This is a genomic window from Pseudomonas sp. G.S.17, from assembly GCF_038096165.1.
GTDB lineage: Bacteria > Pseudomonadota > Gammaproteobacteria > Pseudomonadales > Pseudomonadaceae > Aquipseudomonas.
Genome location: NZ_CP151076.1, coordinates 205,786 through 219,389 on the forward strand (window position 1 = coordinate 205,786; position 13,604 = coordinate 219,389).

The 13,604-nt window shown below is 57.8% G+C and carries 15 protein-coding genes; 8 read left to right on the forward strand and 7 right to left on the reverse strand.

Features of this window, described 5'->3' with window-relative positions; all coding sequences use genetic code 11:
* Nucleotides 1-185 precede the first annotated feature (185 nt).
* Nucleotides 186-1,079, forward strand: a complete 894-nt coding sequence (locus tag AABC73_RS00930) for a response regulator (RefSeq protein ID WP_341522068.1) — start codon at nucleotides 186-188, stop codon at nucleotides 1,077-1,079.
* A gap of 239 nt (nucleotides 1,080-1,318) precedes the next feature.
* Nucleotides 1,319-2,215 carry a M23 family metallopeptidase gene (locus tag AABC73_RS00935; RefSeq protein WP_341522069.1) on the forward strand — a complete coding sequence of 299 codons (897 nt, stop codon included), beginning with the start codon at nucleotides 1,319-1,321 and terminating at the stop codon, nucleotides 2,213-2,215.
* Between the two features lie 125 nt (nucleotides 2,216-2,340).
* Here the strand turns inward: AABC73_RS00935 and AABC73_RS00940 are convergent, their stop codons facing one another.
* The 3 genes from AABC73_RS00940 to phoB form a co-directional block, all read right to left on the reverse strand.
* Complete coding sequence (locus tag AABC73_RS00940) at nucleotides 2,341-3,681, reverse strand: hemolysin family protein (protein WP_341522070.1); 1,341 nt, start codon at nucleotides 3,679-3,681, stop codon at nucleotides 2,341-2,343.
* 110 nt (nucleotides 3,682-3,791) lie between these two features.
* Entirely contained in the window at nucleotides 3,792-5,105 is a 1,314-nt protein-coding gene (gene phoR / locus AABC73_RS00945; protein WP_341522071.1) for a phosphate regulon sensor histidine kinase PhoR, read from the reverse strand.
* A gap of 51 nt (nucleotides 5,106-5,156) precedes the next feature.
* Nucleotides 5,157-5,846 carry a phosphate regulon transcriptional regulator PhoB gene (phoB, locus tag AABC73_RS00950; protein ID WP_020291598.1) on the reverse strand — a complete coding sequence of 230 codons (690 nt, stop codon included), beginning with the start codon at nucleotides 5,844-5,846 and terminating at the stop codon, nucleotides 5,157-5,159.
* Between the two features lie 160 nt (nucleotides 5,847-6,006).
* On the opposite strand from phoB, the gene AABC73_RS00955 reads away from it, so the two are divergent.
* Nucleotides 6,007-6,387, forward strand: a complete 381-nt coding sequence (locus AABC73_RS00955) for a hypothetical protein (RefSeq protein ID WP_341522072.1) — start codon at nucleotides 6,007-6,009, stop codon at nucleotides 6,385-6,387.
* A gap of 39 nt (nucleotides 6,388-6,426) precedes the next feature.
* Here the strand turns inward: AABC73_RS00955 and ubiA are convergent, their stop codons facing one another.
* Together ubiA and AABC73_RS00965 are read right to left on the reverse strand one after the other, a co-directional pair.
* Nucleotides 6,427-7,317, reverse strand: coding sequence for a 4-hydroxybenzoate octaprenyltransferase (gene ubiA, locus AABC73_RS00960; protein ID WP_341522073.1), 891 nt, complete (start codon nucleotides 7,315-7,317; stop codon nucleotides 6,427-6,429).
* Nucleotides 7,317-7,877, reverse strand: a complete 561-nt coding sequence (locus AABC73_RS00965) for a chorismate lyase (RefSeq protein WP_341522074.1) — start codon at nucleotides 7,875-7,877, stop codon at nucleotides 7,317-7,319. The genes ubiA and AABC73_RS00965 overlap by 1 nt, the downstream gene beginning before the upstream one ends.
* Before the next feature lie 202 nt (nucleotides 7,878-8,079).
* On the opposite strand from AABC73_RS00965, the gene AABC73_RS00970 reads away from it, so the two are divergent.
* The 3 genes from AABC73_RS00970 (at nucleotide 8,080) to AABC73_RS00980 (ending at nucleotide 9,899) form a co-directional block, all read left to right on the forward strand.
* The gene (locus AABC73_RS00970) at nucleotides 8,080-8,247 is read left to right on the forward strand and encodes a rubredoxin (protein ID WP_341522075.1); all 168 of its coding nucleotides are present in this window, start codon (nucleotides 8,080-8,082) and stop codon (nucleotides 8,245-8,247) included.
* A 39-nt stretch (nucleotides 8,248-8,286) separates the two neighbouring features.
* Nucleotides 8,287-9,435 carry an FAD-dependent oxidoreductase gene (locus AABC73_RS00975; protein WP_341522076.1) on the forward strand — a complete coding sequence of 383 codons (1,149 nt, stop codon included), beginning with the start codon at nucleotides 8,287-8,289 and terminating at the stop codon, nucleotides 9,433-9,435.
* Nucleotides 9,436-9,623: 188 nt separating this feature from the next.
* On the forward strand, nucleotides 9,624-9,899 hold the full coding sequence (locus AABC73_RS00980; RefSeq protein ID WP_003213368.1) for an HU family DNA-binding protein: 276 nt from the start codon (nucleotides 9,624-9,626) through the stop codon (nucleotides 9,897-9,899).
* 165 nt (nucleotides 9,900-10,064) lie between these two features.
* Here AABC73_RS00980 and AABC73_RS00985 read toward each other — a convergent pair whose 3' ends face one another.
* Together AABC73_RS00985 and AABC73_RS00990 are read right to left on the reverse strand one after the other, a co-directional pair.
* The gene (locus AABC73_RS00985; RefSeq protein ID WP_341522077.1) at nucleotides 10,065-10,349 is read right to left on the reverse strand and encodes a hypothetical protein; all 285 of its coding nucleotides are present in this window, start codon (nucleotides 10,347-10,349) and stop codon (nucleotides 10,065-10,067) included.
* A gap of 171 nt (nucleotides 10,350-10,520) precedes the next feature.
* Nucleotides 10,521-10,811 (reverse strand): hypothetical protein, encoded by a 291-nt coding sequence (locus AABC73_RS00990; RefSeq protein WP_341522078.1) that lies wholly within the window; start codon nucleotides 10,809-10,811, stop codon nucleotides 10,521-10,523.
* Between the two features lie 693 nt (nucleotides 10,812-11,504).
* On the opposite strand from AABC73_RS00990, the gene tssB reads away from it, so the two are divergent.
* Together tssB and tssC are read left to right on the forward strand one after the other, a co-directional pair.
* Nucleotides 11,505-12,008 carry a type VI secretion system contractile sheath small subunit gene (gene tssB / locus AABC73_RS00995; RefSeq protein WP_341522079.1) on the forward strand — a complete coding sequence of 168 codons (504 nt, stop codon included), beginning with the start codon at nucleotides 11,505-11,507 and terminating at the stop codon, nucleotides 12,006-12,008.
* A 43-nt stretch (nucleotides 12,009-12,051) separates the two neighbouring features.
* Complete coding sequence (gene tssC / locus AABC73_RS01000; RefSeq protein ID WP_341522080.1) at nucleotides 12,052-13,590, forward strand: type VI secretion system contractile sheath large subunit; 1,539 nt, start codon at nucleotides 12,052-12,054, stop codon at nucleotides 13,588-13,590.
* Nucleotides 13,591-13,604 lie beyond the last annotated feature (14 nt).

Consider the following 13,604-nt stretch of genomic DNA (forward strand, 5'->3'; position numbering starts at 1 on the left):
CCCAGCATGCTGGGCGTTTTGCATTCTACGGCTTTGAATTTTTCAGCCGCCCGCGAATTAAATGTCCTGGCGTCGTCAACAGTTTGGCCGCTGGCCATCAGCCAGCGCTATGCTTGCCGAAATAAAGGGCGTGTCAGCATCACCGCGGTTCGCCAGTCATGGCGGACATGCCCGCAGGAGCGTCGATGAGTAAAGTCAGTGTATTGATTGTGGATGACGCGACTTTCATTCGCGATCTGGTAAAGAAAGGCCTACGCAACTATTTCCCCGGGATTCACACCGAAGACGCCGTCAACGGCCGCAAGGCCCAGACCATGCTGACTCGCGAGAGCTTCGATCTGATTCTGTGCGACTGGGAAATGCCGGAAATGTCAGGCCTTGAGCTGCTGACCTGGTGTCGCCAGCAGGACGGCTACCTCAAGACCGTGCCGTTCATCATGGTGACCAGCCGGGGTGACAAGGAAAACGTCGTACAGGCCATCCAGGCGGGTGTTACCGATTTCGTCGGCAAGCCGTTCACCAATGAACAGCTGCTGAGCAAGGTCAAGAAGGCGCTGGCCAGGGTCGGCAAACTCGATGCGGTGATGACCAGCGGCCCAAGCCGGATGGCATCGCCCATCAATGAGTCGCTCAGCGCGCTCACGGGTGGCCGGGCTGAAGTCGTCAGGCCAGCAGGAACGAACTCGGGCGGCATCGCCAAGCCGCCTCCGGTGGCCGCTGTATCGCCCTCGCAAGCACCTGCCGGTCGTGGACAAGGCCAATTGCGTCTGTCCAGCGGCATTCAGCAATGCGTGATCAAGGCGTTGACGCTCAAGGAAGCCTTGCTGGTGGTGCGTCGCACCGACAGCCTGCCGCAGATCCTTGAACAGGCGGTGCTGGATCTGGAACAGGGCGAAAACGCCGAGGTTGCACGCCTCAATGGCTATCTGCACGCAATCGTGGCGTTCGAGCAGAAGCCGGACAGCGACTGGCTGCAATTGACCTTCCGCTTTACCGACCAGGATGCGCAAAAGCTGGACTACGTGTCCCGCCTGATCGCTCGCGGCACAGCTCAGAAACACTTTGTGCCGGGTGGTTGATCGCGGTTGATACAACCCCGTAGGACCGGCTTTAGCCGGGCGCAGACAGGTACATTCGCAGCGGTTGCGTCGTCAGACCTTCCGCCCTCCCGGATGAATCCGGTCCTACGGGAGCATCAACCCTACGCTGGCGCGATTTCCTTGACGTTCCTTGCATTACCGATTGAAACAGCTAAGTCCTCAACAGCACGGATCACTGGTAGGCTGGCGCAACTTCTTTACAACCCAGACTGAATCCCATGCTTGAGCGCTTATTGATCCTGTGTGCTCTGTTGCTGGCCGCACAATCGGCCGGGGCCGTCACCATCTATAAATTCACCGATGCCAATGGCGTCGTGTCGTTTACCGACCGGCCGACACCTGGCGCGTCGGTGATGGTCTTTCGCGATCGCATGGTCGAACACATCGAGCGTCAGGTGCGTCTGACGACCAGGAAAGAAAAGGGCGTGGACAGCCTGTACGTGCGTAACGATTTGTACGCGCCGGTTGAAGTCGAACTCAAGCTTTCCGGTGTGAAGAATGTGCTCGGCGTGTCGGACCGAACCATCCGGCGCACCATTGCCCCGCGCAGCAATGAACGGCTGGTGGTGTTGAGTCCGCAGGTGGCCAGTCGGGCCATGAGTTACAAGACCAGCTTGCGTTCCATCGTCGGTGATCCTCAGCGTTCGAGCCTGGCTTACCGCTATCCGCTGCCGTGGATTGGCGGACCGTTTCGTCTGAGTCAGGGGCCAAACGGTAAATTCAGCCATTTCGGCGCCAAAGGCCGTTACGCCATGGACATCGCCATGCCCGAAGGCACGCCCATTGTCGCGGCGCGCAGCGGCACGGTGATCAAGACCGAGAATGAGCAGACCGGCAAGGGATCGAACCCTTCAGGCAACTTTGTGCGCATCCTGCACGACGACGGCACCATGGGCGTTTATCTGCACCTGATGAAGGGCTCGGTGAGCGTCAAGGAAGGTCAGCGTGTCAGCGTCGGCAGCGCACTGGCGCGCTCCGGCAACACCGGCAACAGCACCGGCCCGCATTTGCACTTCGTGATCCAGCGCAACGTCGGCCTGGCGCTGGAATCCATCCCCTACGAATTCGCCCAACCGGTACAAAGCCTGCCCAACTTTGCGGTGGGCGGGAATTGATGGTTGCGCTAGACCCGTAGGACCGGCTTTAGCCGGGAGAGCAGTCTTTGCGGCACCGAGTTGCATCTAAGCGACCGACGCTCTCCCGGCTGAAGCCAGTCCTACGGGTTCAATCGATCAAGCCATCAATCGAGCTTGACCACCTTGGCCAGCACGATTTTCGGGCCTTTCATCTTCTTGATGATGATGCGCAGCCCTTCGACTTCCATGACTTCCTCGACTTCCGGCACCCGCTTGAGGGATTCGTAGATCAGCCCCGCCAGGGTTTCGGCTTCCACGTGGTCCAGATCGATGCCCAGCAGGCGCTCGACCTTGAACAGCGGCGTGTCGCCACGCACCAGCAGCTTGCCCGGTTGATACGCGAGAATGCCGCGCTCGACCTTGCGGTGTTCGTCCTGAATGTCGCCGACCAGCACTTCCAGCACGTCTTCCATGGTCAGGTAACCGATGATCTTGCCGTCGGCTTCCTCCACCAGCGCAAAGTGCGCGCCACCCTGACGGAACTGCTCCAGCAGACGCGAGAGCGGCATGTGCTTGGAGACGCGCTCCAGCGGGCGGGTCAACTCGGCCAGATTGAACGACTCGGGAATGTGATCCAGCGCAGCCAGTTCCAGCAGCAGATCCTTGATGTGCAGCAGGCCGACAAACTCGCCGCGCACTGGATCGTAGACCGGATAACGGCTGAACTTGTGCCGACGAAACAGCGCGAGGATTTCCTTGAGTGGTGCGTTGAAATCCAGCGTCACCAGGTCTTCGCGGGAGTTGGCCCAGTCGACCACTTCCAGCTCGCCCATTTCCACCGCCGATGCCAACACACGCATGCCCTGGTCGCTCGGGTCCTGGCCACGGCTGGAGTGCAGGATCAGTTTCAATTCTTCGCGGCTATAGCTGTGCTCGTGATGCGGGCCGGGTTCGCCCTGGCCGGCGATGCGCAAGATGCCGTTAGCGCTGGCATTGAGCAGATAAATCGCCGGGTACATCGCCCAGTAAAACAGGTACAGCGGCACGGCAGTCCACAGCGAAAGCAGCTCAGGCTTGCGAATGGCCCAGGATTTGGGGGCCAGTTCGCCGACCACGATGTGCAGGTAGGAAATGATGAAGAAGGCGGAGAAGAACGACACGCCTTTGACCACTTCCGGCGAGTCCACGCCCACGGCGCTCAACAGCGGCGCCAGCAGGTGCGCGAACGCAGGTTCGCCGACCCAGCCCAGGCCCAGGGAAGCGAGGGTGATACCGAGCTGGCAGGCCGACAGATAAGCGTCGAGCTGACTGTGGACGGTGCGCAGGATATGTCCGCGCCAGCCGTTTTTTTCAGCAATGGCTTCGACCCGGGTCGAACGAAGTTTGACCATGGCGAATTCCGCCGCAACGAAAAAGCCGTTGAGCAGGACCAGAACCATTGCGAAGAGAATCATGCCGAAGTCGGCGAAAAGCGAAGCGAAGTTAAAACTAGGGGAAGGGTCCATGGTGGAGGTTTACAGGTTCCGTTATGACTGAAGAAGAAGGCTGCCGCATCGGGATCGAGGGCATAAGAACGGCAATGTAGCGGCTAGAAGCCAGCTTGCCTAGTCGCGCTTCAGGGATTGATCAGCTGGATGGCCGGAAAATGGCAGATAAAAACGCTGCCCTTGCCCGGCACGCTGTTGATTTCCAGTGTGCCGCGATGGCGCAGCAGCACATGCTTGACGATCGCCAGGCCCAGCCCGGTGCCGCCGGTATTCGACGCACGGCTGGAATCCACGCGATAGAAGCGCTCCGTGAGGCGGGGCAGATGCTTGGTCTCGATGCCGATCCCCGAATCCTGCACGCTCAAATGCGCGCCATGCTCGTCGGCCCACCAGCGGATGTGGATCTTGCCGTCGGCCGGGGTGTATTTCACCGCGTTGAAGATCAGATTGGAGAACGCGCTGCGCAGCTCGGTTTCGCTGCCCTTGAGCTGCACTTCGCTTTCGAGGTTCAGGCTGATCTGCTGATTCTTGTTGGCCGACAGCGCCTGCGCATCGCCCTTGATGGTCTTGAGCAGCGTGCCCACCTCGATGGGATAACTGTCTGACGGATAGTCAGTGGCTTCAAGTTTGGCCAGCAACAGCAAGTCATTGAGCAGCGTCTGCATGCGCCCGCCCTGTTGATGCATCTGTTGCAGGGCGCGGACCCAGCGCGGATTCACCTCTTCGACGTTATCGAGCAGGGTTTCCAGATAGCCGAAAATCACCGTCAGCGGCGTGCGCAGCTCGTGGGAAACGTTGGCGACGAAGTCTTTGCGCATTTGCTCCAACTGATGAATCCGCGTGACATCACGGACCAGCATCAAATGTTCGTTATTGCCGTAGCGGGTGATCAACAGCTGAATGCGCATTCGGTCGTTGGTGGGCGAGGGGATTTCCAGCGGTTCGGCGTAGTTGCCCTGCTCGAAATACTCCTTGAAGCGCGGATGGCGCACCAGATTGCTCACCGACTGGCCGCTGTCCTGCGGGGTCTTGAGCCCGAGCAATGTCTCGGCGGCGCGGTTCCACCATTCGAGATTGCCTTCACTGTCGAGCATGATCACGGCGTCCTTGAGGGCCGCAGTGGACTCCTGAACGCGGTCGATCACCGCTTGCAGCCGCCCGCGCACCCGTTGGTCGCGGCGCTGCAGATGATAGATGCTGTCGAATACTTCGCCCCACAAACCGTAGCCATCCGGCGGCGGCTCATCGGCCTTGTGGCTGCTCAACCAATCGTGCAGGCGCAATAACTGCTTAAGGGTCCAGGCCAGGTAGAGGCCCAGTCCGATTGCCAGGCTCCAGCCATACTGGTTGCTGATCGCGCCAACCACGAGGGCCGCCGTAACCAGCATCAGCATGTGGCGGATCAGGGTGCCATACCAGTTTTGATTCAATTGAAAGCACATCCTTGGCTGGCGCGGACTTCATGGTTGCGCTGTCTGCTTGCAAAACGGCGATCAATTCTTGGTGGAAAACCGATAACCCGTGCCGCGCACGGTTTGTACCAGATTTTCGTAGGCATCGCCGAGGGCTTTGCGCAGGCGACGAATGTGAACATCAACGGTGCGTTCTTCGACATAGACATTGCCACCCCAGACCTGGTCCAGCAGTTGGCCGCGCGTATAGGCGCGTTCCTGATGGGTCATGAAGAATTGCAGCAAACGGTATTCGGTCGGGCCCATTTCCGCAGGCTTGCCGTCGATGGTGACCCGATGACTGATCGGATCAAGCAACAGACCACCCACTTCAATCGGCGATTCGCCATCCGTCGGACCGGCGCGACGCAGCACGGCTTTCAGGCGCGCGACCAGCTCGCGTGGCGAAAAGGGTTTGGTGATGTAGTCATCGGCGCCGACTTCCAGGCCCTGGATCTTGTTGTCTTCCTCGCCCTTGGCCGTGAGCATGATAATTGGAATGTCGCAGGTCAACTCGTCACGCTTGAGGCGGCGAGCCAACTCGATGCCTGAGGTGCCGGGCAGCATCCAGTCGAGCAGGATGAGGTCCGGCTTGCGGTCGACAATGATTGCATGGGCTTGCTGAGAGTTCTCTGCTTCCATGCAGTCATAGCCGGCCATTTCCAATGCAACGGCGATCATTTCGCGAATAGGCGCTTCGTCGTCAACGATCAGAATGCTCCTGCCAACCATGCTCGAACCTCTTGTCATTTAACTGTCTTGGGGCGCATTAGATAACGGAATTATTGCAGTCGTGTGACAGCTTGGGATGGGGCTAGCATGCCACGTTGTTACAGGTCTAAGCTTACGGGTCTGTCCTACAATAATTTTTACAACAACAGAGGATTATCCAATGGCTAAATTTTCATCAACGTTGCTGGGCCTGCTGACCGCTGCTGCACTGGCATCCTCGGGGCTGGCGTTTGCTGCCGAGCCGGGAATGATGGGCGATAACGGCATGCTGACAGATCACGGCGGCAAGACGCTTTATACCTTCGATAAAGATGCTGCCGGCAAATCGGCCTGCAACGACAAGTGCGCTGAAAACTGGCCGCCATTGAAAGCTGCGGCGGCTGACAAGGCCTCGGGTAAATGGACCGCTATCAAGCGTGATGACGGCGACATGCAATGGGCCTACGACGGCAAACCGGTGTACTTCTATAAAGATGACAAGAAGGCCGGCGACACGACTGGCGATGGCAAAGGCGGCGCCTGGCACGTCGTCAAACCTTAAATCTGCTCTGGCGCTGACTGCCGGCCACGAACCTGTCAGTCAGCGCAGCGCGTAATCGGCAACGATGCCGACGAAGATCGCCAGCCCCGCCCAGTGATTATGCAAAAACGCCTTGAAGCACGCCTGTCGATCACGACTGCGCGTCGACCAGAATTCCCAGGCGAAACACCCGGCTGCCACCAACAGGCCGAGATAGAAACAAATCCCCAACTCGAAGCGTCCGCCCGCCAGCAGCAAGCAGCCCAATGCCAGACCTTGCAGGGTCAGAATGATCACCCGATCAGCATCGCCGAACAGCACCGCCGTGGATTTCACGCCGATTTTCAGATCATCTTCCCGGTCGACCATCGCGTAATACGTGTCATACCCCACGGTCCACAGCAGATTGGCGATATACAGCAACCACGCAGCAGCGGGCAAATCCCCGGTTTGCGCGGTGAACGCCATCGGCATGCCCCAGGAAAACGCCGCGCCCAGCACCACTTGCGGGTAATAGGTGTAGCGCTTCATGAACGGATAGCAGGCGGCCAGCGCCAGGCCACCGCACGACAGCCAGATCGTTGTGGGATTAGTCAGCAAGACCAGCAGGAAACTCACGATCACCAGCAGCGCAAACAGCGCCAGGGCCTCTTTGGAGCTGATCTTGCCGCTGACCAGCGGTCGCTGTTCGGTGCGTTTGACGTGGCCGTCCACTTTGCGGTCGGCGAAATCATTGATCACGCAACCGGCGGCGCGCATCAGGAACACACCAACGACGAAAATGATGACGTTGGCCAGCGACGGCGCGCCTTTGCCGGCAATCCACAATGCCCACAGCGTCGGCCACAGCAGCAGGTAAATGCCGATGGGCTTGTCCAGGCGCATCAACTGAATGAAATCCCAGGCGCGTGGATTCAGGCGATTCAGGGATTTGAGCAGCGTCAGGTACATCAGCGGTGTTCCCCGGTGTGAATTGCCTGCCAGAGTGTCGGCAAGAACACCTCGGCGACCAATATCTTCAAAGGGCCGCGACTGAAGCACGAGCGGCGACCCCATAAATTGTCGGCGGCGTCCGGCGTTGGCAGCCAGGCCGCAGGGTAATGACAGATCTGTAACGGGCCGCGCAGGAACGCTTCGTCGCAGAACAGCAATTCGCCCAATGAGCGCGTGCCCAGCTCGTCCATATTCAAGCCGCCTTCCTGCAAGGCACTGCGCGCCGCGACGCTGCGGGCGAAAACCCACTTTTCGTCGTGGCCGCGCAGATACACCTCGCGGACCCAGCCGATGCTGCGCTCAGGCAGATCCAGCGCCGCACACTCGTCGTCGCGAAGCGGTTGCCAGCCCTCGAAAAGCGGCGTGACACTAAAACGATTGCCCGACAGCGCGGTCAGACGGCGAGTCAGGGAATCCTCATGGAACAGCCACTTAAGGACCACGGGCGCAGGTGTCTCGATGAGAGACTCGCGCTCCAGCCAGATCGGGGTGGGAAATACGGGTTTTTGCTGGGTCACAATAAGCAGTTATTGGCGTTAATAAAGGCGGCGAGCTTAGCATGATTGACCGTCGCAACCGATGACCCGCAACGCGCCGCGACAATGATCGGGCTTGCATCTGGGCGCCCCGATCAGTACAAAACGCCCTGAGCACGGTGGCAAGCGCGATACCCATCGACCGCCATGCCGGCGACACCCTGAAAACCTGAGAGAAATTCTGATGAAAAAGTGGCAATGCATTGTCTGTGGCCTGATCTACAACGAAGCTGATGGCTGGCCGGATGACGGAATCGCGCCGGGTACGCTGTGGCAAGACGTTCCTGAAGACTGGCTGTGCCCGGATTGCGGCGTCGGCAAAATCGATTTCGAAATGATCGAAATCAACTGATTCAGGCTTCAACCTGTCCTTAACTTCCTGGAAAACCGAATGAACGCACCTGTCGTGATAATTGGCACTGGCCTGGCGGGCTACAACCTGGCCCGGGAATTTCGCAAGCTCGATGGCGAAACGCCGCTGCTGTTGATCACCGCCGATGACGGTCGCTCGTATTCCAAGCCGATGCTCTCCACGGGCTTCGGCAAAAATAAACACGCCGACGGCCTGAGCATGGCCGAAGCTGGCGCCATGGCCGTGCAACTCAACGCCGAAATACGTACCCACACCCGCATCAGCGGCATCGATGCGGGGCACAAACGCCTGTGGATCGGCGAAGAAGCGGTGTACTACCGCGACCTGATCCTGGCCTGGGGCGCGGAAACCATTCGCGTGCCCATCGAAGGCGATGCAGCCGATGCGGTCTTCCCGATCAACGATCTGGAAGACTACGCGTTGTTTCGTGACGCAGCGGCGGGCAAGCGGCGCGTGTTGATCCTCGGTGCCGGCCTGATCGGCTGTGAATTCGCCAATGACTTGATCCTCGGCGGCTACGAAGTCGATCTGGTCGCGCCGTGTGAGCAAGTCATGCCCACCTTGCTGCACCCGGCCGCAGCGGCGGCGGTGCGCGCAGGCCTCGAAAGCCTCGGCGCGCGCTTCCACCTCGGGCCGGTCCTGACCCGCCTGCTGCGCACGGACAGCGGGCTCGAAGCGCATCTGTCGGATGGCGAAGTGATTGCCTGCGATTTGGTGGTGTCAGCCATCGGCTTGCGCCCACGCGTCGATCTCGCCGCCGCGGCGGGCCTGCAGACCAGCCGAGGCATCCTCGTCGACCGCGAACTGAAAACCTCCCACGCCAACATCTACGCCCTGGGCGATTGTGCGGAAGTCGATGGCCTGAACCTGCTTTACGTCATGCCGCTGATGAGTTGCGCCCGCGCGCTGGCGCAAACCCTGGCAGGCACGCCGACCGCCGTTAAATATGGCCCGATGCCGATCACGGTGAAAACCCCGGTTTGCCCTTTGGTGGTCTCGCCGCCCCCACGCGGGACCATTGGCGTGTGGAGCGTCGAAGGGCAGGGCGCCGACATCAAGGCGCTGTGTCACGACGCGGAGGGCAACCTGCTCGGTTACGCGTTGACCGGTACCGCCGTGATGGAAAAGCTCGCCCTCAACAAGACACTCCCGGCTTTGCTGGCCTGAATACGGGTCGTTCTGTCGGATAAGCCGCGATTTTGTTCACATAAACCTCAAGCCCGCACTGGCGCGGGCCTGTACGGCGTGCCATCCTCATTCTTGACTGCCGCAACGTAGAGCCGTTGCGGCGCCTTGGGCTGCTCGGGATGGGCAGCACGGGACATAAAAACAAAAAACCGTAAAAGAGGCTTCATATGCGTAAACCAGAACTTGCAGCCGCCATTGCTGAAAAGGCGGATCTCACCAAAGAACAAGCCAACCGCGTTCTTAATGCCGTCCTCGAAGAAATAACCGGCGCCCTGCACCGCAAGGACAGCGTCACGCTCGTCGGCTTCGGGACCTTCCTGCAACGCCATCGCGGCGCCCGCACCGGCAAAAACCCGCAAACGGGCGAGCCTGTGAAAATCAAGGCCAGCAACACGGTAGCCTTCAAACCCGGCAAGTCACTCAAGGACAGCGTGAACCCATAGACACCAGCTGTACGCCTTGACGCAAGGCGAGCAGTGAAAGAACGGGCACACCAACGAGGTTGGGTGCCCGTTTTTTGTTGAATGTGCGGGGTAGGAAAAACCTTTGAAACGTAGTCGATTGACGACTGCCCAAGCCAGCAATCGGATAGCCGGAGATTTCACGACTTAGTCCCGTGTGATATCCCCCTTTGTTTTTTTACCTTCCAGGCGACGCACTGTGATCGTCTCGCCGACTGCTACCTTTCTACGTGGCTTGCCCTTGGCTACAAATGTTTTGCTTCCATCAGGCGATACCCGGACCAGATCACCAGAATCGATAATGAGGACGCTGTTACTGGCCGATAACGCACGATAATAAGCAGCCTTGGTTGCTAGCTTTGCCAGCACAGGAACCATCCGCTCCAGGGCATCAATTTCCCGATCTGTGAGCTTTGTCGGTTTAGCAGTCATTGGCGGCCCCCGGTTAATCATTTCTTGTGGCCTATCTGGCTATATCCTATCGAGGGGTCAGGCCACCATAAAGGCATCAATCAGGTTGAATTTCCTGAGATGTGAACCAAGACAGCATTGGTAAGGAGGCAGGCACACCAACGAGGTTGGGTGCCCGTTTTTTGTTCGCACCTAGGCTGGGTTACCTTCCCACAGCCGTCTTTCAATCACGCGATTCATATCGCAGGCTTCCTGCATCAATAAATGAGCCGTACCCGCCATGGCGCTCAGATCGTAGTCGTCTGCGCCGCCGGGCTTCTTGCTCGACACAGCGTCGAGAAACTCCGTGGCCAGCCGCACCCGTAACTCGACGCAAGCGTGCAGGTCTTTGAGCGGTGCCTGGCTGTCGAGCAGCAGGACGGCACCGTCGAGGCCGTGATGGGTCAGGGGGATGTAGCGGGGCGATTCGAGGTTGTAAGGCATTTATGAGGCTCCAACGTTTATTTATTGAGGCCACCTCAATTGTCGTCAAGCAATTAGGGTGGCAGCTGTGCGCGGATTGACGAACCGGAAACGCAGGCAAACCGGTAGGCCCTAAGGCCTCCCGCGCACAGCCGCCATAGCGGTATTCTGCGGAGCTTACGTTATCGGATCGTCAAATCCGGTCGTTGACTAACAACGACAACGCAAAGGTTAAAGGTCCAGCAGAGCGCAAGTGCGGTATTTATACGTATTACTCAACGTGTTTAAACCCGCTAAGTGCAACAAAAGATGGCAGCAATGAGTAATCGCCTCCGGACTCTCCTGCGAAGGCCCCACAAGGGCCGAGTCAGGCCGGATCGATATCTGATTACTCGCGACCCGTAGCCTGAGTTTATTTCTGATCTTGCGGGGAATATCGAGGTAAGTCCTACAGTATCTAGTACGAAATTGTAGGAAGTTTCTTTAAGTTCGCAGGAACATTCCGAGAGTGGCTTCTGTGGGTAGAGTTTGTCCCTTGCCTTGATCTATTCTCGGCCGTTCGTGAAAACGCGATGGTGGAGCAAGTCATTGCTTCATGTATTTAAACGGAATTTATCTACGCTGGCTGATGGATCAACAAATCGGCAGAAGTTGTAAATTCCAATCTTGGTTGGTTTCGTAGTGGCATTTGCTATTGCCGGAATTGGAGGGGTTATGGCTTCAAACAGTTTTCAAAATGAAGTGCCAAAGGCGCGGGTCAATATCAAGCTTGATCTGCATACGGGCGGTGCCCAGAAGAAGGTCGAGCTGCCGCTGAAGCTTATGGTGATGGGCGACTACAGCAACGGGAAAGAACAGCGCCCTCTGTCTGAAAGAAGCAAGGTCAACATCAATAAAAACAATTTCGATAGCGTCCTGGCGGATTATTCGCCAAGCCTGAAACTTGCGGTGGAAAACACCCTGTTGGGTGATAACTCCGACACGTCTGTCGAGTTGAATTTCCAGAGCATGAAGGACTTCGAACCTGAGCAGGTTGCTCGTCAGATTCCACAGCTCAGGGCGCTGCTGGCGATGCGTAACCTGCTGCGCGACCTCAAATCCAATCTCCTGGATAACGCGACCTTCCGCCATGAGCTGGAATGCATCCTCAAGGATGAAGCGCTGAGCAATGAGCTACGAGCCGAGTTGGCTGCCCTGGCTCCTCAGGAAGCTCAATAAGATCGTTCATCAACCTCGATTTGTTTGAAAGGGAAGTTGCCATATGTCCGCAAAACAGTCCTCCGCACCTTTGAGCGGCGATACAGTCTTGTCTGAAGAAAACCAGAGCGTATACAGCGCCCTGTTCGCCAAAATCAATCTAAGCCCGGTTATAACGCTCGGCGGTATCGAAGCATTTCAGACCAATGAAGCGCTGGCCGAAGTTTCTGCCGATGAGCGTGTAACTGCGGCAGTCAGTGTGTTCTTGAATCTGCTCAAGCAATCCTCGCAGAAAGTAACGCGGCTGGATAAAACGCTGCTGGACAACCACATTGCATCACTCGACGAGCAAATCAGCCGTCAGCTCGACGCAGTGATGCACCATGATGATTTCCAGCGTGTGGAGTCGACGTGGCGCGGCGTCAAATCGCTGATCGATCAAACCGACTTCCGCCAGAACGTGCGCATTGAGCTGCTGGATCTGAGCAAAGACCATCTGGTGCAAGATTTCGAAGATGCACCCGAAATCGCCCAAAGCGGTTTGTATACCCATACCTACATTCAGGAATACGACACGCCAGGCGGCGAGCCTATTGCGGCGGCTATTTCAAACTACGAATTCGACCGCAACCCGCAGGACATTGCGCTGTTGCGCAACATCTCGAAAGTAGCAGCGGCGGCGCACATGCCGTTCATTGGCTCGGTGGGTCCGGCTTTCTTCGGTAAAAAATCCATGGAGGAGGTTGCCGCCATCAAGGACATTGGCAACTATTTCGACCGTGCCGAATACATCAAGTGGAAGTCATTCCGTGACAGTGACGACTCTCGTTACATCGGCCTGACCATGCCCCGTGTGTTGGGTCGCTTGCCTTATGGTCCGGACACCGTTCCGGTACGCAGCTTCAACTACGTCGAAAGCGTCAAAGGCCCCGACCACAACAAATATCTGTGGACCAATGCGTCGTTCGCCTTCGCTGCAAACATGGTCAAAAGTTTCATCGCCAATGGCTGGTGCGTACAGATTCGCGGGCCGCAGTCAGGTGGCGCCGTTACAGATCTGCCGATTCACCTCTACGACCTAGGCACTGGCAATCAGGTAAAAATCCCTTCCGAAGTCATGATCCCGGAAACTCGTGAATTTGAATTCGCCAATCTGGGTTTCATTCCGCTTTCTTACTACAAGAACCGGGACTACGCGTGCTTCTTCTCGGCGAACTCCAGCCAGAAACCAGCGCTGTACGACACGTCTGATGCGACCGCCAACAGCCGGATCAACTCACGCCTGCCGTACATCTTCCTGCTGTCGCGTATCGCCCATTACCTGAAGCTTATCCAGCGCGAAAACATCGGAACCACCAAGGACCGCCGCGTGCTTGAGCTGGAACTGAACAAGTGGGTCGGAGGGCTGGTTACCGAGATGACTGATCCCGGCGACGATCTTCAAGCTTCACACCCATTGCGCGATGCAAAGGTGTTTGTAGAGGACATCGACGATAACCCGGGTTTCTTCCGCGTGAAGTTGTTCGCCATACCGCATTTCCAGGTGGAAGGCATGGACGTCAACTTGTCGCTGGTTTCGCAGATGCCCAAGGCGAAAGCCTGAGTTACTTCGTAGGG

What these genes read in the sequence shown, in the direction of transcription:
- AABC73_RS00930 (WP_341522068.1), top strand. Translation starts at nt 186, where the DNA reads ATGAGTAAAGTCAGTGTATTGATTGTGGATGACGCGACTTTCATTCGC.
- AABC73_RS00935 (WP_341522069.1), top strand. Translation starts at nt 1,319, where the DNA reads ATGCTTGAGCGCTTATTGATCCTGTGTGCTCTGTTGCTGGCCGCACAA.
- AABC73_RS00940 (WP_341522070.1), bottom strand. Translation starts at nt 3,681, where the DNA reads ATGGACCCTTCCCCTAGTTTTAACTTCGCTTCGCTTTTCGCCGACTTC.
- phoR (WP_341522071.1), bottom strand. Translation starts at nt 5,105, where the DNA reads ATGTGCTTTCAATTGAATCAAAACTGGTATGGCACCCTGATCCGCCAC.
- phoB (WP_020291598.1), bottom strand. Translation starts at nt 5,846, where the DNA reads ATGGTTGGCAGGAGCATTCTGATCGTTGACGACGAAGCGCCTATTCGC.
- AABC73_RS00955 (WP_341522072.1), top strand. Translation starts at nt 6,007, where the DNA reads ATGGCTAAATTTTCATCAACGTTGCTGGGCCTGCTGACCGCTGCTGCA.
- ubiA (WP_341522073.1), bottom strand. Translation starts at nt 7,317, where the DNA reads ATGTACCTGACGCTGCTCAAATCCCTGAATCGCCTGAATCCACGCGCC.
- AABC73_RS00970 (WP_341522075.1), top strand. Translation starts at nt 8,080, where the DNA reads ATGAAAAAGTGGCAATGCATTGTCTGTGGCCTGATCTACAACGAAGCT.
- AABC73_RS00975 (WP_341522076.1), top strand. Translation starts at nt 8,287, where the DNA reads ATGAACGCACCTGTCGTGATAATTGGCACTGGCCTGGCGGGCTACAAC.
- AABC73_RS00980 (WP_003213368.1), top strand. Translation starts at nt 9,624, where the DNA reads ATGCGTAAACCAGAACTTGCAGCCGCCATTGCTGAAAAGGCGGATCTC.
- AABC73_RS00985 (WP_341522077.1), bottom strand. Translation starts at nt 10,349, where the DNA reads ATGACTGCTAAACCGACAAAGCTCACAGATCGGGAAATTGATGCCCTG.
- AABC73_RS00990 (WP_341522078.1), bottom strand. Translation starts at nt 10,811, where the DNA reads ATGCCTTACAACCTCGAATCGCCCCGCTACATCCCCCTGACCCATCAC.
- tssB (WP_341522079.1), top strand. Translation starts at nt 11,505, where the DNA reads ATGGCTTCAAACAGTTTTCAAAATGAAGTGCCAAAGGCGCGGGTCAAT.
- tssC (WP_341522080.1), top strand. Translation starts at nt 12,052, where the DNA reads ATGTCCGCAAAACAGTCCTCCGCACCTTTGAGCGGCGATACAGTCTTG.